The sequence below is a fragment of the Maritalea sp. genome (assembly GCF_047634455.1).
Classification (GTDB): Bacteria; Pseudomonadota; Alphaproteobacteria; order Rhizobiales; family Devosiaceae; genus Maritalea.
This window is the reverse complement of the sequence record NZ_JBLIAI010000059.1, coordinates 1-16840: the sequence shown is the minus strand read 5'-3', so window position 1 is coordinate 16840 and position 16840 is coordinate 1. Positions and strand designations below refer to the sequence as shown.

20 protein-coding genes are annotated in these 16840 nt (G+C 50.6%); 10 read left to right on the top strand and 10 right to left on the bottom strand.

Annotated elements, in window-relative coordinates:
- Positions 1-159: 159 nt before the first annotated feature.
- From ACJAZW_RS12695 to ACJAZW_RS12685, 3 genes are read left to right on the top strand one after another with little or no spacing between them, the layout of a single operon-like run.
- The gene (locus tag ACJAZW_RS12695) at positions 160-711 is read left to right on the top strand and encodes a GNAT family N-acetyltransferase (RefSeq protein ID WP_415158661.1); all 552 of its coding nucleotides are present in this window, start codon (positions 160-162) and stop codon (positions 709-711) included.
- 44 nt (positions 712-755) lie between these two features.
- Positions 756-1391, top strand: a complete 636-nt coding sequence (locus ACJAZW_RS12690) for a CoA pyrophosphatase (protein WP_415158665.1) — start codon at positions 756-758, stop codon at positions 1389-1391.
- Entirely contained in the window at positions 1384-2637 is a 1254-nt protein-coding gene (locus ACJAZW_RS12685; protein ID WP_415158659.1) for a CCA tRNA nucleotidyltransferase, read from the top strand. Before ACJAZW_RS12690 ends, ACJAZW_RS12685 begins: the two co-directional genes overlap by 8 nt.
- Positions 2638-2887: 250 nt before the next feature.
- Here the strand turns inward: ACJAZW_RS12685 and ACJAZW_RS12680 are convergent, their stop codons facing one another.
- The 4 genes from ACJAZW_RS12680 to ACJAZW_RS12665 form a co-directional block, all read right to left on the bottom strand.
- On the bottom strand, positions 2888-4117 hold the full coding sequence (locus ACJAZW_RS12680; RefSeq protein ID WP_415158657.1) for an RNA polymerase sigma factor: 1230 nt from the start codon (positions 4115-4117) through the stop codon (positions 2888-2890).
- Positions 4118-4468 carry a YciI family protein gene (locus ACJAZW_RS12675; RefSeq protein ID WP_415158655.1) on the bottom strand — a complete coding sequence of 117 codons (351 nt, stop codon included), beginning with the start codon at positions 4466-4468 and terminating at the stop codon, positions 4118-4120.
- 113 nt (positions 4469-4581) lie between these two features.
- Positions 4582-5469 (bottom strand): oxygen-dependent coproporphyrinogen oxidase, encoded by an 888-nt coding sequence (gene hemF, locus ACJAZW_RS12670; RefSeq protein ID WP_415158653.1) that lies wholly within the window; start codon positions 5467-5469, stop codon positions 4582-4584.
- Positions 5466-5936, bottom strand: a complete 471-nt coding sequence (locus tag ACJAZW_RS12665) for a tRNA (cytidine(34)-2'-O)-methyltransferase (RefSeq protein ID WP_415158651.1) — start codon at positions 5934-5936, stop codon at positions 5466-5468. The genes hemF and ACJAZW_RS12665 overlap by 4 nt, the downstream gene beginning before the upstream one ends.
- Before the next feature lie 315 nt (positions 5937-6251).
- Between ACJAZW_RS12665 and petA the strand changes: the two genes are divergently transcribed.
- The 5 genes from petA to ACJAZW_RS12640 all read left to right on the top strand — a co-directional run bounded on the left by petA (position 6252) and on the right by ACJAZW_RS12640 (position 11052).
- Positions 6252-6776 (top strand): ubiquinol-cytochrome c reductase iron-sulfur subunit, encoded by a 525-nt coding sequence (gene petA / locus ACJAZW_RS12660; protein WP_415158649.1) that lies wholly within the window; start codon positions 6252-6254, stop codon positions 6774-6776.
- 11 nt (positions 6777-6787) lie between these two features.
- On the top strand, positions 6788-8050 hold the full coding sequence (locus tag ACJAZW_RS12655; RefSeq protein ID WP_415158647.1) for a cytochrome b: 1263 nt from the start codon (positions 6788-6790) through the stop codon (positions 8048-8050).
- A gap of 7 nt (positions 8051-8057) precedes the next feature.
- On the top strand, positions 8058-8897 hold the full coding sequence (locus ACJAZW_RS12650) for a cytochrome c1 (RefSeq protein WP_415158645.1): 840 nt from the start codon (positions 8058-8060) through the stop codon (positions 8895-8897).
- Between the two features lie 920 nt (positions 8898-9817).
- Complete coding sequence (locus ACJAZW_RS12645) at positions 9818-10345, top strand: adenine phosphoribosyltransferase (protein WP_415158643.1); 528 nt, start codon at positions 9818-9820, stop codon at positions 10343-10345.
- A 74-nt stretch (positions 10346-10419) separates the two neighbouring features.
- Entirely contained in the window at positions 10420-11052 is a 633-nt protein-coding gene (locus ACJAZW_RS12640) for a LysE family translocator (RefSeq protein ID WP_415158641.1), read from the top strand.
- A gap of 296 nt (positions 11053-11348) precedes the next feature.
- Here ACJAZW_RS12640 and ACJAZW_RS12635 read toward each other — a convergent pair whose 3' ends face one another.
- Positions 11349-11513 carry a hypothetical protein gene (locus tag ACJAZW_RS12635; protein WP_415158639.1) on the bottom strand — a complete coding sequence of 55 codons (165 nt, stop codon included), beginning with the start codon at positions 11511-11513 and terminating at the stop codon, positions 11349-11351.
- 578 nt (positions 11514-12091) lie between these two features.
- On the opposite strand from ACJAZW_RS12635, the gene ACJAZW_RS12630 reads away from it, so the two are divergent.
- Entirely contained in the window at positions 12092-12304 is a 213-nt protein-coding gene (locus tag ACJAZW_RS12630; protein WP_415158637.1) for a BrnT family toxin, read from the top strand.
- Positions 12270-12551 (top strand): BrnA antitoxin family protein, encoded by a 282-nt coding sequence (locus ACJAZW_RS12625; protein WP_415158635.1) that lies wholly within the window; start codon positions 12270-12272, stop codon positions 12549-12551. The genes ACJAZW_RS12630 and ACJAZW_RS12625 overlap by 35 nt, the downstream gene beginning before the upstream one ends.
- A gap of 32 nt (positions 12552-12583) precedes the next feature.
- Here the strand turns inward: ACJAZW_RS12625 and ACJAZW_RS12620 are convergent, their stop codons facing one another.
- The 5 genes from ACJAZW_RS12620 to ACJAZW_RS12600 all read right to left on the bottom strand — a co-directional run bounded on the left by ACJAZW_RS12620 (position 12584) and on the right by ACJAZW_RS12600 (position 16312).
- On the bottom strand, positions 12584-13135 hold the full coding sequence (locus ACJAZW_RS12620) for a MaoC/PaaZ C-terminal domain-containing protein (RefSeq protein WP_415158633.1): 552 nt from the start codon (positions 13133-13135) through the stop codon (positions 12584-12586).
- Complete coding sequence (locus ACJAZW_RS12615; RefSeq protein ID WP_415158631.1) at positions 13132-13626, bottom strand: MaoC family dehydratase; 495 nt, start codon at positions 13624-13626, stop codon at positions 13132-13134. Before ACJAZW_RS12615 ends, ACJAZW_RS12620 begins: the two co-directional genes overlap by 4 nt.
- Positions 13627-13771: 145 nt before the next feature.
- Positions 13772-14869 (bottom strand): redox-regulated ATPase YchF, encoded by a 1098-nt coding sequence (ychF, locus tag ACJAZW_RS12610; RefSeq protein WP_415158629.1) that lies wholly within the window; start codon positions 14867-14869, stop codon positions 13772-13774.
- Positions 14870-14871: 2 nt separating this feature from the next.
- Positions 14872-15597 (bottom strand): aminoacyl-tRNA hydrolase, encoded by a 726-nt coding sequence (pth, locus tag ACJAZW_RS12605; RefSeq protein ID WP_415158663.1) that lies wholly within the window; start codon positions 15595-15597, stop codon positions 14872-14874.
- 58 nt (positions 15598-15655) lie between these two features.
- Entirely contained in the window at positions 15656-16312 is a 657-nt protein-coding gene (locus tag ACJAZW_RS12600) for a 50S ribosomal protein L25/general stress protein Ctc (RefSeq protein WP_415158627.1), read from the bottom strand.
- Between the last annotated feature and the right edge of the window lie 528 nt (positions 16313-16840).

Below are 16840 nucleotides of genomic sequence, written 5' to 3'. Positions count from 1 at the left end.
GGCGAACGTTAATCGTTTGATCGTTTTTCTCTCGACAGACGAAAATCTCAGTGCTAATTGACCTTTATGAACACACAAGTTTTTGCACAACGAGAGAGCCGACGACCACGATAATTTCTTCGTGCTTTTTTTGTCGTCCCTCTTCGCTTGAGCAAAACTATGAACTCCCTTGATATTGTGAACAATCAACAGCCTGAATTTGCGCAAAATTTATATGTGTTGAGCATTCGGCGTGAACTTACTGCGGACGCAGGATGGATTGAAAACCTGCACGATGTTTGCTTCGGTCCAGGCCGATTTGCACGTGCGGCCTTTCGCATTCGGGAGCGGTTTGGGGTTGATGAAAATCTTTGCCTTGTGGCGGAACTCAACAATGAGCCTGTGGCGAACGTTAAAATGTCGGCGATAAATATTTCGGGTCTGAACGGCTATCTGCTTGGGCCGCTGGCGACCGACCCCACAAAAAGAAAACTGGGTGCGGGTAAGGCGTTGGTGCGCGAAGTGGTGGTCAAAGCATTTGAAGTGCTTGCCTGTGAATTTGTTTTGCTGGTCGGGGACGCCCCATATTATGGCCCTTTGGGCTTTGAGCCGACTTTGCCTGAACGAATTGAATTTCCCGCGCCTGTTGATCCGGCACGGGTTTTGGTCGCCGCAAAAGATGCTACACTGGGCCACAGACTCAATGGTCCCATTTCAAAATGGGTCGACTAAAAACTGGTGGCCTCCGTTCACTGGTTGGGGAAAATGATTTGCCTATGCCTGACCGCGCGCTGATTGATCGGATCGCAAATCGCCTGCTTGATCGACCACAAGATGATTATGACACGGGCTGCCACAAGGTGGATGGCATACCCCCGCTCAATAGCGGGCGACCGCCAAAACCGTCGGCTGTTCTGATCGGGCTGGTGCAGCGGGAGACGGGCAGTCATGTGCTCTATATTGAGCGATCTTCCAAACTACGCGCCCATGCGGGGCAAATTGCCTTTCCGGGCGGCAAAATTGATGAGGAAGATGGCGGGCCAACCGTTGCGGCCTTGCGCGAGGCGCATGAGGAAGTTGACCTGCACCCCAAAGATGTGGACGTGATTGGCTATTTGCCGAACTACTTGTCTGGCACCAATTATCTGATCACACCGGTTGTGGGGATCGTGCGCCCGTCGAGCGAATTCATTGCGAACCCTGACGAAGTGGCAAGTTTTTTTGAGGTGCCGCTTACCCACCTCATGCCAGATCGGCATTATTCAAAAATCCGGTTTGTCCGTGGCGACGAAGCCCAGCGTGAGACATGGCGGATCGATTATGAAGATCGTGCGATCTGGGGCATTACCGCCTCAATGACCCGGATGTTTAGAGAAACCGCTTTGGTGCAGGAATTAGTCGAACATGAATGATCAGATTTTAGACAATTTGCGCAACGCGGCTTGGCTTCAGCGCGCAAGCGTTAAAGTGGTATTTGATCTGCTTGACGGCGCAAATGGGCAAACCAAAGCCGTTGGCGGTGTTGTGCGCGATACGATCTTGGGTAATCCCACCGGCGACGTCGATATGGCGTCAAAGTTCACGCCAACCCAGATTATTGACCGGGCCGCGAAAGCCAACATCAAAGCCATTCCGACAGGCATTGAACATGGCACCGTCACGCTGGTCATTGATGGCGAAGCGATAGAAGTTACATCACTGCGCAAAGACATCAAAACCGATGGGCGGCGTGCCGTGGTTGAGTTTGGGGGTGACTGGAAAGACGACGCGAAACGTCGAGATTTCACGTTCAATGCGCTATATGTGGGGCCGGACGGGGAGCTGCTTGACCCGTTGGGTGGGCTTGATGATTGTTTGAAGCGTGAAGTGCGGTTTATCGGTGATGCAAAGCAGCGGATCAAAGAAGACTATTTGCGGATATTACGGTTTTATCGTTTTTTTGCCTTTTATGGTGCTGGTCGACCCGAGGCTGATGGTTTGCGCGCAACCGTGGCGCTTAAGTCTGGTCTGGACCAATTGTCGCCTGAACGAATTTGGCAAGAACTCAAGAAGTTACTTAGTGCGCCTGACCCTTCACGTTCGCTTTTGTGGATGCGCACGACAGGTGTCTTGGCTGCTATTTTGCCCGAGGGCGAAAAGTGGGGCATCGATGCCATTCATGGGCTGGTTACCGCTGAGCAGGATTTAGGTTGGAAAATTGATCCCATCCTGCGCTTGAAGTCCATTTTGCCGCCAATGGTCGATAAAATGACAGCACTTGGAAAACGCTTGCGTTTGTCAAATGTTGAGGCGGATCAGTTGCAAAAATGGGCGATGGCTGAAGGGCTGACCGCTGAAATGAGCGATCAAGAGCTAAAGGCTTTGATCTATTGGGGCGACCAACCAGCGATATTATCCGCATTACAGCTGTCGCTTGCGAACATGCGGCAAAAATCGACGGAAAGTTTGGAAGCGGTGGAGAGATCGTCTGGTTATTTGCGCCTGCTCAAGGTTGCACAAACCTGGGAAGCGCCGGAGTTTCCCGTTAAAGGGCAAGACTTGCTTGGGCTTGGTCAAGTGCCAGGCCCACAAATAGGGGTAGAGCTGAATAAACTTGAACAGGCTTGGGTGGATAGCGGGTTTGCATTGAGCCGAGAACAATTACTGGCTGACGCCTAAGCCCGCTTGTTGATGCGGTTGGAAGCGCCTCGGATAATCATTGCGTTTTGATTATAACTGAAATCGGCCATGCCTTGGAAAATCGACTGCGTCATGATTTGGGTGATTTCCAAGTCACGTTTTATGTACTTCTGACGGGCTGAACGCCACATCTGATTTGCTTTCCACATTGGCTGATTCTGGCCATAGAGCATTGCTTTCATAGGCTGCATTATGGTTAGCAAATGGTTAAAATATGGTTTCTTACGGGCTACAATAATGTGTCGTGTTTCGCCTGCAAAAATTGAATTTCAACTTTGTTTGAGGTTAGCGCGATGGCTTTTGCCAAATCTGCGCGCGCCGCGTCTTTGTCTTTCAGCATGATGTGCATTTCGGCACGCGCTGCATAAAAAGGCTGATAGGCGACAAGCTCATCCTCTAGCAGCGATAATTCTTTCAGTGCCTGAATTGGATTGCCCAAATTGGCCTGAGCCATGGTGGCATTGAGTTGCACAACTGGCGAGGGGTCAAATGCGGTGAGGGCGTGGTAGAGGGCAACAATCTGCTGCCAGTCGGTCGTCGCCCAGCTTGTGGCTTGGCAATGTAGTCCACTGATTGCGGCTTGTAGCTGATAGGGGCCAAATTTTCCTTGCTTGAACTGCACGACCAGCATTTCGTTTGCTTGGTGAATGGTCTCGTGATCCCAAAGACCTCGATTTTGTTGCTCCAAACTCACCATTTGGCCGTTTTCATCTGTTCTTGCGGCGTGTCGTGCATTGGTGAACTGCATTAAGGCCAGCAAGCCGCCGGTTTCAGGGTGCGGATCAAGCCGAAATAGCAGCGCGGCCAATCGAATTGCCTCATTGGCCAAATCCTTTCGCGTTAGCGTTTGGCCTTCAAACGCTGAATAGGATTCGTTGAAGATCAAATAGATGGTTTTTTGCACAATTTGCCGACGCTCAGCCAATTGCTCGACTTTAGGAATTTCGTATGGAATGCCCGCGTCACGGATTTTTTTCTTGGCGCGGGTTATGCGTTGCAGCATTGCCGGTTCGCTCGACAGGAACGCTCTGGCGATTTCGCGCACTGTTAACCCACCAAGCGTGCGTAAGGTCAGGGCAAGTTGGGCTTCTGGCGATAAGGCCGGGTGACAGCAGGTAAAGATTAGCCGCAAACGCTCATCGGGAATGTCATAGTCGGTCTCAGCCATGTCTTCTTTGTTCGCATCAAGGTCCAGCAATATTTGCTGTGTCTCTTTTGAGTGATGCCGCGTGTCTTTGCGGATTTTGTCGATGGCACGGCGTTTTGCAGCTGTGTGCAACCAAGCCGCCGGGTTGTCTGGAATGCCTTTTTGCGGCCAAACGCGCAGCGCCTCAGCCGCCGCGTCTTGCAGCGCATCTTCGGCCTTGTCGAAATCACCGAAGCTTTTGATCAAGCTCGCCAATATCCGACCCGAACTTTTGCGTAGCGCCCGGGTCAGATGCGTTTCAAGTTCAATCAATTATTTCTCGAAAACCATCACAGGCCGCACTTCAATCGTGCCATATTTCGCGGTTGGGATTTTTTGTGCCCACTCAATCGCTTGATCAAGGTCTTTGCACTCAAGCAAATAGTAGCCACCCAATTGCTCTTTGGTTTCTGCAAATGGGCCGTCGGTTAGATCGGCTTTGCCATTGCGCACGCGGATAGACGTTGCGGTTGATACCGCTTCAAGGGCGTCACCTGTGACCATCACGCCAGCCGCTTTGGCTTCCTCGCCAAATTGCCAATAGTCAGCCATGATTTTTTCCATGCCGCCTTCATATGAAGCTTCTGAGCCTTCAGCATTATAAATTAGAGCCATGAATTGCATTGTTTCTCACCTTTTGTTTTGTTCCCAAAAGGCACACTATTTGGTGCCTCTACCCTATGGTCGATCAGGATAAACGGAATTCGACAGTGATGAGAATCTTTTTGGACTTTATTTTATGGCCATTTAACTTCGGGAGGCATGGAAGACAAAATACTCTCAACGTTTCCACCCGTTTTTAGACCAAAAGTGGTGCCGCGGTCATAGAGTAAGTTGAACTCCACATAGCGGCCACGGCGCACCAATTGCTCCTCGCGGTCGCCCGCAGTCCATTCATCGTTGAAATTGCGGCGCACGAGCTCACAATAAATGTCTTTGAAATGACGACCCACATCCTGGGTGAAAGCAAAGTCAGCATCCCAATCGCCAGAATCGTGGCGATCATAAAAAATGCCGCCCGCGCCGCGCGGTTCTTTGCGGTGGGGAAGATAAAAATACTCGTCGCACCACTCTTTGTATTTTTGATAATCGGCGCAATCGTGTTTGTCGCATGCCGCTTTCATGGCGGCATGGAAATCTATTGTGTCTTGGTCTGCTTGGCTGCGACGTCGGTCAAGGACAGGCGTTAGATCGCCGCCGCCGCCAAACCAGGTTTCCTCGGTTGCCACCATCCGCGTATTCATGTGCACGGCGGGCACATTGGGGTTTTGCATGTGAGCGATCAGCGAGATACCGCTTGCCCAAAAGGCGCGGGAATTTTGGGTGCCGGGCATTGAGCGGGCAAATTCTTCGGAAAATTCACCATGGACCGTTGAGATGTGTACCCCAACTTTTTCGAATACACGGCCTTTCATGATCGACATTTCCCCGCCACCACCCGGTTGCCCTGTGGTTTGGTCGGTGCGGTCCCACGGCTTGCGGTCAAAGCGTCCGGCTGGCTGATCGCTGAACATGCCAACAAGCTCGTCTTCAATCTGTTCAAAATTGGTGCAAATCTGATTGCGCAGCTCGCAGAACCAAGCGCTGGCTGTTTGTTTTTTATGTTCCAGATCAACAATGCTCATGAAAGATTTGCCCAGTGGTTGGTTTGTCGTAATGCTTCGCTTAGCACAATTGAGGCGGCGATGGCGACATTGATCGAGCGCGTATCTTGTCGCATGGGAATGCGTAAATTGAGATCCGCAATTTCAGCGACATCATCGGGAACGCCCGCGCTTTCACGGCCAACCATCAATATATCGTTTGTGCTGAAGGTCGCTTGAGTATGGGGAATTGAGGATTTGGTGGTCAGCAGCGCCAACCTCTTGTTTTCGTCGGTGCGCCATGCATTGAAAGCATCAAAACTCTTGTGTTCGAGCAGATCAACTTGATCAAGATAATCCATACCTGCGCGCCGAAAAGACTTTTGTGTGAACAAGAACCCTGTCGGGTGGATCAGATGAACTTGCAAATCAAGGCATGCGCCAAGCCGTATTAGTGTACCGGCATTTTGTGGAATGTCGGGTTGATAAAGGGCAAGTGAAATAGTCACAGTGCGAACTCGTTATATTTTTTGAAAATGAACTGCCAACAATGGGGTTTTGTTTTCGCTTGTCGAGGAAAAATTCTGCGCATCGCATAAATTGATGGCGTAATTGCTGGCGCCATAGTGCAAAATGGAACAATTTCCAGGGTATAGTGTCGCAGTTTTTATGACTTTGGCCGCCAAAGGCTGGACAAGCGCAATATAGAGTGCAAAAAGAACGCGAATGCCGCTTCATCTGTTTCAGATGGGGGTGATTCTGCGGTCCAAGTAATGGATGGTAGAACGGGAGCGGATGAACGATCTTAGGTAGGGATCTAGACCTTGGCTACACAAAGCAAATCAGAACCGAACAGAAGAGATTTTCTCTATTTCGCAACAGGCGCTGTTGGCGCGGTGGGTGCCGCAGCCGTAGCATGGCCGCTTGTTGATCAAATGAACCCTGACGCCTCGACATTGGCGTTGGCTTCAATCGAACTGGATATCTCTTCCATAGAAGTTGGGCAGAACGTCACTGTGAAGTGGCGCGGTAAGCCTATTTTTGTCCGTCGCCGGACAACAAAAGAAATTGAGGAAGCGAAAGCTGTGCCGCTGTCAGATCTTAAAGATCCAGCGACAGATGCTGAGCGCGTCAAAGAAGGTCGCGAAGAGTGGCTGGTGATGATTGGCGTGTGCACGCACTTGGGGTGTATTCCAGTAGGTGAGGCGGGCGACTATAATGGTTGGTTCTGTCCTTGCCATGGTTCGCACTATGATACGGCTGGCCGTATCCGCAAGGGTCCTGCTCCGTTAAACCTCGTGCTTCCGGACTATGAATTCTTGTCCGATACATTGGTCAAGATTGGTTAGGGGGCAGTTAGATGGCACATCAAAGTAATTACAAACCAAATTCTGGTTTTGAAAAGTGGATGGATGAACGCTTGCCGATCATCCGTCTTGGGTATGATTCTTTCGTCGATTTTCCATCGCCAAAGAATTTGAACTATTGGTGGACGTTTGGGGCGATCTTGGCGATCTTCTTGGTCCTGCAAATCGTAACCGGCGTTGTGCTTGCGATGAGCTACACACCGCAAGTCGATCTAGCCTTCAATTCTATTGAGTTTATTCGACGCGACGTAAACTGGGGCCGTTACATTCAGTCGGCACACGCCAACGGTGCTTCGTTCTTCTTCTTTGCGGTTTATGTGCATATTTTCCGTGGTCTTTACTACGGATCGTATAAAGCACCGCGTGAAGTGTTGTGGATTTTGGGTGTAACCATCTTCTTGTTGATGATGGCGACCGCGTTCATGGGCTATGTGCTTCCTTGGGGGCAAATGAGCTTCTGGGCCGCAACCGTGATCACCAACTTCTTCTCAGCGATCCCATTGGTTGGCGATAGTATCAGGACGCTGATTGTTGGCGGCTTTGCTGTTGATAATCCAACGTTGAACCGTTTCTTCTCATTGCACTATTTGCTGCCATTTATGATTGTTGGGGTTGTTGCCCTTCACATCTGGGCATTGCACGTGCCGGGTAACGGCAACCCAACAGGCGTTGAGATCAAATCAAAAGCGGACACGGTTCCATTCCATCCGTACCTCACCATGAAAGATTTGTTTGCGTTCATGGTCATCATGATCCCATTCGCGTGGTTCGTGTTCTTCATGCCCGACATTTTGGGCCACCCAGATAACTACATTCAAGCCAATCCATTGGTGACACCTGCGCACATTGTGCCTGAATGGTATTTCTTACCGTTCTACGCCATTTTACGCGCGATTGACTTCAATGTTGGTCCGATCGACGCTAAGCTTGGCGGCGTGATCATGATGTTTGGCTCGATTGTGGTGTGGTTCTTTGTGCCATGGCTTGATCGGTGCAAAGTGCGCTCTGGTGCGTTCCGCCCCATGTTTAAATGGTTCTTTTGGCTGTGGGTGATCAACTTTCTGGGTCTGATATATCTTGGCGCACAACCAGCTGAAGGCGTTTATTTGTTCTTTGCGAAATTGAGCACTGCGTATTATTTCATCTATTTCTTGGTGATCTTGCCGTTCCTGCCAAATATTGAAACAACCAAACCGCTGCCTGCCAGCATTTCTGAAAGCGTTCTTTCAAAGAACGCCACACAGGCTGCAGAATAGGAGAGATATGATGAAACGTTTATCTAAAATCATCAGTGCTGTCCTTCTTGCGGCGAGCACATTGTCAGCAGGCACAGCATTTGCGGAAGTTACTGCTGGAGCTCCTGAGGCAGAATTGCAGCAATGGTCATTTGCGGGGATTTTCGGCAAATATGATCCGGCGCAATTGCAGCGTGGTTTCCAGGTGTTTCAGGAAGTTTGTTCTTCTTGTCACTCTGCGAATTTGCTCAGTTTCCGTATGCTGAGCAAAGCGGGTGGTCCAGAATATTCTGAAGAGCAGGTCAAAGCGCTCGCGGCGACTTACACAATTATTGACCTAGAAGTTGAAGAGGGTGAACGGTCAGGTATTCCAGCTGACAGTTGGCCAAACCCTTTCGCGCGACCACTTGATGCACAAGATGCGAACAATGGTGTTGTTCCGCCCGATTTTTCAGTTTTGGCGAAAGCGCGCAACGTGCCGCAAAAGTTCCCGAACTGGATTGGCAATTACTTCACAGCATACCAAGAGGGCGGTGCAGATTATATCTATAATCTGCTTGTTGGTTACCATGAAGAAGCACCAGATGGTGTGGAACTTGGCGATGGTCAATATTACAACGACTACTTCCCAGGCAATAAATTGGCAATGGCACCTCCACTGTATGATGAGGCTGTTGACTATGAAGGCACTGCGCCAGAAACGACTGAACAATATGCAAAAGACATTTCAGCGTTCATGATGTGGGTGGCTGAACCGGATATGACAGCACGCAAGGAACTTGGTTTCCGCGTGATATTGTTCCTCATCTTGCTGGCGGGCATGATGTATCTGGTCAAGCGTCGTTTGTGGAGCAACATTGATCACTAGGCCTTCGGGTTTTAAGTGAAGCAAAGTTTGGGGTCAGCCGTTGGGCTGGCCCTTTTTGTTTTCATCTGTGCAAATGGCAGGGACCAACTTTTAACTGCCCCCCACCCTTAATCCCTCCCCACTAGGGGGAGGGAGAATAGGTCTTTGCACTGCGCCGCCTCACTCCCCAAACGTCATGCCCCGTCAATCCATGATCAGGCTGAGTGGCGAGTGCCACTTGGTTGCCCGGGGAAGTCAAATAGGTTTTCGGCTGACCCGGCCCTGAGCCAGGACCAAAACAAAGACGCGCTCACCTAGCGGCACAAAAGGAATGTCTCCCTCCCCCTTCGAGGGGAGGGATTAAGGGAGGGTGTGTGCGGTTGAATGTATTTGTGAGGAGAACCCGGCTCGGGCGCCGGGAATGCCCCGGTGGGTGGGGCCGAACAAATTCAAAGAAAGTTGGCCGTCCCGCACTTGATGCGGGACCTGCCGCTCGGCATTCACGACGCCATCCCCCCGCCGTCTTCCGCACCGCCGTCGCAAGCTGCGCTTGCTTCTCCGGCACGCCCGCCAGTTGGTGCCCAGTATCGATGTTGTGCACGACCCATGCATCCTTTCGTCTCCCTCCCCCTTGTGGGGAGGGATTAAGGGTGGGGGGTGTGCGGTTGAACGTGTTTGTGAGGAGATCCCGGCTCGGGGGCCGGGAATGCCCCGCTTTGGCTTCCTTGCACTTGATGCAGGGCCTCGTTGTGATGACGCAATGCCCCGGCGGGTGGGGGGCAGGTAAACAAATAAGTAGCGCAAGAAGTTGGGTCAAGAAGTTGGGTAAAGTCCTAATCTCATCTGGTCAAGACAATGCATTGCTTGATAGGTATGAGGATGGCGGGCGCGACCGAGGTGGTTTTAGACGTCCGAGCAGCCAAACCATAAAGGCGCTAACCATGGATCTTAAATCTCTTATCCGCACCATTCCTGATTACCCAAAAGCTGGGGTCATGTTCCGCGATATTACATCGCTGATCGAGCATCCTGAAGGCTTTAAGGAAAGCATACAAAAACTGGCGGACCCATTTCGCGATATGGGCATTACCCATGTGGCGGGCATTGAGGCGCGCGGTTTTATTTTTGGTGCCGGGCTGGCGATTGAGTTGGGCGTTGGGTTTATCCCCATTCGCAAAGCGGGCAAATTGCCCGGTGAGACCATTGGGCAAAACTATGCGCTTGAATATGGCGTTGATACCATCGAAATGCATGCGGGTGCAGTTAAAGAAGGTGATAATGTGTTGTTGGTGGATGATCTGGTCGCCACTGGTGGTACGGCCATCGCTGCCATCACCTTGATCCGCCGCACGGGTGCAACGCTTGAACATTCAGCCTTCGTGATTGACCTGCCAGATTTGGGTGGCGCAGACAAAATCCGGGCGCAGAATGTTGAAACCCATTTTCTGCTAGAATTTGATGGTGATTGATCGCCAATGAACGCTTGACCGTTCCAATTTGTCGATCCAGTCTGCTGTTCTGATTTTTCGAATTGGAATGATATATGGACATCATTATCGCGCACCTGCCAAATCTGGCGTTTGCCTATTTTGTATTCTTTCTCGCCGTAGCGAGCCCCGGGCCTGCGACATTGGCGGTTGCGGGTGCATCAATGTCTTTGGGGCGACCACAAGGCATCGCCAAAGCTGCAGGAATAGTTTCAGGCTCGTTCCTATGGGGGATGTTTGCTGTGTTTGGCATGGTGGCGTTTATTTCATCATTCGCGGGCGTACTCTATTGGCTCAAGATCGTAGGTGGTGTCTATTTGTTATGGATGGCCTATAAAGCGGGAAAAAATGCAGCCTCCAGCCAAGACCCGCAGCAAGGCGATGTGGGTGGGCATTCGCTGTGGAAACAGTATGTGGGCGGCTTTGCGCTGCATGTGACCAATCCCAAAGCGCTATTTGCTTGGGCTGCGGTCATAACGCTGGGGTTACAACCCGGTGCGCCATGGTGGATGAGTTTTGTGGTATTTGGTGGTGCCTATTGTGTGTCGCTGCTGATCAACTTTTCTTATGCGATGTTTTTTTCAACAGATCGAATGATCAAAGGCTACTTTAAAGTGCGCCGTTGGCTGCAAGGGGTGTTCGCTGCGATCTTTGGTCTTGCGGGATTAAAGCTGATCATTCAAGGCTAGGGTCTGGACTCAATTGAGAAAAGGTCTGGATTGGGTGCAAAATAGGCTGATTTGAGGAGAGAAACGAAAGCGATTTTCACATCGGTGAGGCTTTTCGACGCTGAAGCAGCCTGTTTTGCACCCAACCCGAAAGGCAGCATTCAATTTTGCCAGTTTGTCGTTGAAATACCCTCATTGACAGCAAGTCAATTCGGCTCATTTCGCCTAAATCTGATCAAAATTGAACTGCTGTCCAGATCATTTCTCAATTCAGTTCAGACCCTAGGGCCCGGCTGCCGCCGAGCCCCCTTATTGTTTTACTTCTTTTTCAAGAACGCTGCCAAATTGGATTGAATTGGCGGTTGCGGTTTGAGTTTTCTCGGCAATTTGCCGTCAAAGCGTGAAGGGTTGCCCTTGCCCAATTTGGGTTGCTTTGGGCCTTTGTTGGCTTTTGGATTCATATGGGTAAATGAGGCTTTCATCAGAAATTCCTTCCATCAGGTGGCGCGATCTTTTGCGTGCGCCGAAAATAAATTTTGTTGGTTTGATGGGTGTTGGAACTTGATCCATGATGCTCTCCATAGGATTGCGAGCGCCAAAACAAGCGCGAAATAACAATAGAAGTGTGAAATGTATGGGACGCGCGGGACGATAAAACCGTCACATGATCATGAAACCTTAGATTTATCGTACCCCTATGTTCGCCCAAGTGCCAAAGCACCTATTCGCAAAACAAAAAAAGTCGCGTCGATAAATCTTAGCTGATCATTTTAGGCGTCACCTCGTGGTTTGTGTGATCCAGAAAGGTCGCGCAATTGGCGTGACCTGTCAATATGGCGGACCATGAGCTGTTGGTTTAGTGCTGTTTATGCAACAGGGTTCATTGACTTTGTGTACACAAACGTGTATTAAAATAGTCAACACACTACCCCACCCAGCTGGACAACTTACAAGGACCGGAGCTAATTGTGAGGACCTAAACTGTCGTGGGGAGACGTAAAATGCAATTCGAGTATGACAACGTCAAGCGGCGACAAGTGTTATTAAACACGGCGTGGACATGCTCTATGCAGCGCTGATTTTTGAAAATGAAGTGCTGACAAAGCGTGATGATCGCGGTGACTATTTAGAAGAAAGATTCATTTCTTTGGGGATGGTCGATGGTGAACCTTACATTGTCGTTCATACCGAAAGAAATGGTAAGATCCGTCTTATCACCGCATGGAAAGGAGGTAGAAATGACAAAGAGCGATATGAAAACCGCCACGCTTGAAGAGTTGCGCGCGATGCAGAAACGTGGCGAACTTCTGCCGGCCAAAAAGAGTGCAGAAAAGCTGTCGCCAAAACTTGATGATGGGTTTTGGGATGAAGCTGAGATCGTTGAGCGTGTGGCAAAGAAATCGGTTCATCTTCGCATTGACGAAGATGTGCTTGAGTTCTTTAAATCAGAAGGTAAGGGGCACCTTACCCGTATGAATGCTGTTTTGCGTTCCTATATGTCTGCAAAAAGCTCCCATTGATGTTTGCCCGGTCAGAACCGGGGGAAAATCATCTATTTTCGCAACAGTTTGCCCAATACCGGCATGGCGGCCATGGCCAGCAAAACTCGTTCTTTGAGCTTGGGTTTATAATCGCGCAGCTTGGAAAAGCTTGCAATTTCGGAGCGATAGACCAGCTCATCTTGCTGATTATAGGCGCTAATGATGCTCGTCAGCAGTCCCCAACCGGGCAGAGAATTTGATTTGCGCTTGTTCTTCACGCTCAAGTCAAACCGAATAATATCGCCAGAGCGCACCGGGGCTTTGAATTCCATTTTGCTGACGCCGGGTGAGGGCCCTGACACCCCGGGTTCTTCCCCGTTGGCGCGTTGCATATCGTCATGGGCATACATGAAATCAACCATCACCTTGTGGCCCACCGAAACCGTGTGCCAGCCAGACGCGATCAGGCCGCCAAAGTGGCTGTGTTTTGCAGCCTCTGGGTCGGTATGGAAATATTGCGGATCATAGAGTTTTGCGAAGTGGATGATTTCTTCTTCGGTGAAGGTGTATTCACCCAGCGGCCACACCGTTTCAGTGTCGATATCTTCAAACCAAAGGGTCATGCTGCATCCTCTTTGATCAGCGCGGACGGGTCGCGCACTTCAACAAGATTGGTCAGGCTCAGGGTCATGACCTGCTGGTCTTTTTGATTGCGCATGTCGAAATCCAAAACCACGATGCCCATTTCTGGGTGTGAGTGTGAACGGCGCAGTGAGGCGATGGTGATGGTCCCCGTCAGGGTGTCGTTCTTCATCAGGGGCCGTTTCCACCTGAGATTGTTGAAGCCTAGCCCGCCCATGCCTGCAACTTTGCTCAAGAACTCATCCACCAGCATGCGAAGGCTAAACCCTGCTGTTTGCCATCCGCTTGAGGCCAACCCGCCCAGAAGCGACTTTTTGGCCACATCTTCATCCAAATGGAAAGGTAGCGGGTCAAACTGTTTTGCAAAGCTGATGATATCATCTTTGGAGAGTTTTCGTTGGCCCAGCTGAATTACCTCGCCAACTTTGAGGTCTTCGAAATGGCGTCGGTCTTTGGTTATTGGATTGGTCATGCGAATTGATGCCTTGTCAATGAATGCCCGTATTGCCGTTATCGTACATATATTGACGTTTACGGCAACTGCGAAATGAATATGGGACAAAAAAGCCCCACCAAACATATTGGCAGGGCCTCACAAGATAAAGGTGCAGTCCAGATTATGTATTGAACTTGAACAGCATGATGTCGCCGTCTTTCACCACATATTCTTTGCCTTCGTCACGGGCTTTGCCCGCTTCCTTGGCCGCATTTTCACCGCCCAATGCGATGAAATCGTCATAGGCGATGGTTTGTGCGCGGATGAAGCCGCGTTCAAAATCTGAGTGAATAACCCCGGCAGCTTTTGGTGCCTTGGTGCCAACAGCCACCGTCCAAGCGCGTGCCTCTTTCGGGCCGACTGTAAAGTAAGTCTGCAAGTTCAACAGCTTATAGCCTTCACGAATGATTCGGTTTAGGCCAGCTTCTTCTAGCCCTAGGCTTTCGAGATATTCTTTTTGTTCATCATCTTCGAGCTGGCTCAATTCGCTCTCGATTTCAGCCGAGATGATCACCATGCGCGCATTTTGCGCTTTTGCATATTCCTCAACCTGCTTGGTCATTTCATTGCCGTTGGCCGCAGAATCTTCGTCGACGTTGCAGATGTAAAGAGCAGGCTTGGAGGTAAGAAGGTTCAACGCTTTGAATGCTTTTTTCTCATCGTCAGCAAGCTCAACGTGTCGCGCCGGTTGGCCTTCGCGTAAAACGTCCAAAGCCCGGTTGACCAATTCTAGGGTCAGTTTTGCGTCTTTGTCTTGTCCGCGCAGGCGCTTTTCTAGCGGACCGATACGTTTTTCAAGGCTTTCCATGTCCGAAAGCATCAATTCGGTCTCAACGATTTCAGCGTCGGCCAAAGGATCGATAATGTTGGAAACGTGGATAATGTCGGGGTTCACAAAACAGCGCAGCACATAGGCAATCGCGTCGACCTCGCGGATATTGGCGAGGAACTGGTTGCCCAACCCTTCGCCCTTCGACGCGCCTTTTACAAGGCCCGCAATATCCACAAAGCTAAGGCGTGTAGGGATAATTTCGGCCGAGCCACCGATCTTGGCAATCTTGTCTAGGCGCTCGTCGGGTACACTCACTTCACCCACATTGGGTTCAATGGTGCAAAATGGGAAGTTGGCCGCTTGTGCCGCCGCTGTTCGTGTCAGCGCGTTAAAAAGAGTCGATTTACCAACGTTGGGAAGTCCCACAATGCCGCATTTGAATCCCACGTTTATTCTCCTTTGCCAAACAGCTTTTTCAGCATGTTGGCCATTGGCCCTGTCTCGGGCAATTTTGTAATTTTTGCGGTGCGCGCTTGGTGCACATGACTTTGCAGTTTTGGGCTTTGTTTTTTCGGCACTGGCTTCTCGGCTTTTGCTTTCGGGGCGTCACCGTTCACGGCCAGTGCGATTTTGTTCATGAAGCTTGAAGCTTGGCCTGAAGCCAAAAGCCCGGCATTTTCGCCAATCGCGTCCAAAAGGGGGGCAAGCCAAACATTGTCTGCCTTGGCGAAATCGCTAAGGACATGGTTGTGCACGCGGTCTTTGTGACCTGGATGGCCAATGCCAATGCGGACGCGATGAAAGTCTTTGCCCAAATGCGCTTCCATGGAGCGAATGCCGTTATGACCACCATTGCCGCCGCCAGTTTTCACTTTGATCTTGCCGGGGGCAAGGTCCAGTTCGTCATAAAGAACAGTAATGTCGGAAGGAGCCAGCTTGAAAAACTTTGCCGCCGCCCCAACACTGGTGCCAGAATCATTCATGAAGGTTTGTGGCTTTAACAAAATGACGCGTTCGCCATCAATTGTGCCTTCAACCCATTGTGCATTGAATTTGGAGCGGTAGGGAGAAAGGTTATGGCGGCTCGCAATTGCGTCTACCGCCATAAAACCAACATTGTGTCGGTGAGCTTGATATTTCTTACCCGGATTGCCCAGGCCAACAAGAAGGTGCATCATTGCTCTTTCGCACGGTGCTGCGCAAATTGCTCACGCAGCACGAGGTTGTGAGAAATTATTCTTCGCTGCTGCTTTGTTTGATCGTTTCAACTTCAACTGAAGCTTCGGCATCAATATCAGCATCACCTTCTTCATTGTCAGAAGATTTGAGGCCAGATGGCGCAGCAATCGTTGCGATTGTGAAGTCACGATCAGTAATGGTTGGTGTTACACCTTTGGGCAATTTAACGCCAGAAATGTGCAACGCGTCACCAGTTTCAGCACCGGTCAAATCGACTTCCAAGAATTCTGGAAGATTTTGCTCGGATGCGTTCACCTCAACAGTGTGACGCACAACGTTCAACACGCCGCCACGTTTCAAACCTGGTGAAGCTTCTTCGTTTATGAAGTGAACGGGAACATCAACAGTCAGGATAGAGGTTTTCGACACGCGCAAGAAATCAACGTGCACAAGGAAGTCGCGCACAGGCTCAAGCTGGTAATCGCGAGGGATTACGCGGTGCTCTTCGCCATCAACGTCAACGCTGATCACTTGTGAAAGAAAGCCACCTTGTTGGATGCGTTTAGTTGCATCTTTGTAGGTGACTGTAATTGATAGTGGGGATTTGTTGTCGCCATAAATGACGGCAGGAACAAGACCTTCGCGACGCAGTGCTCGAGCAGCCCCCTTGCCAACCCGATCCCGAACCGTAGCCTTAAGCTCAGCGCTCATGGATTATCTCCAAGTTGTTGGTGCGAACCGGATGACTATCTCCCGGCCGCGCGCTGACGTCCTCCAGGGGTGCACGCAGCGCTTCAAGCCCCGGTGTATATAGCCTCTTGTGTGATAACACAATGGGAAAATAGCGGTTGTTTGGCTTTGTTTCGCTGCCAATGTGTAGTGCTTGGCGTTGTGTGCGTTTTGAGCGGGTTTTAGTGGGCCTTTGGCAACTCGAGCTGAAGAGTACTGTTGGTTGACGTCGACCAGCTTTAGGTCCCGCATCAAGTGCGGGACGGCCAAGATTTGTTTGATATATCGTGCCAAGCCCACTGGTGGCATTTCCGGCCTTGAGTCGGGATCAACTCGTAACAGCCCCCCACCCTTAATCCCTCCCCACCAGGGGGAGGGAGACGAAAGGAAGCATGGGTCATGCACAATATCGATGGTGGGTACCAACTGGCGGGGGTGCCGGGGAAGCAAGCATAGCTTGCGACGGCGGCGCGAAAACAGAGCCGGGGGTGCCGGGGAAGCAAGCATAGC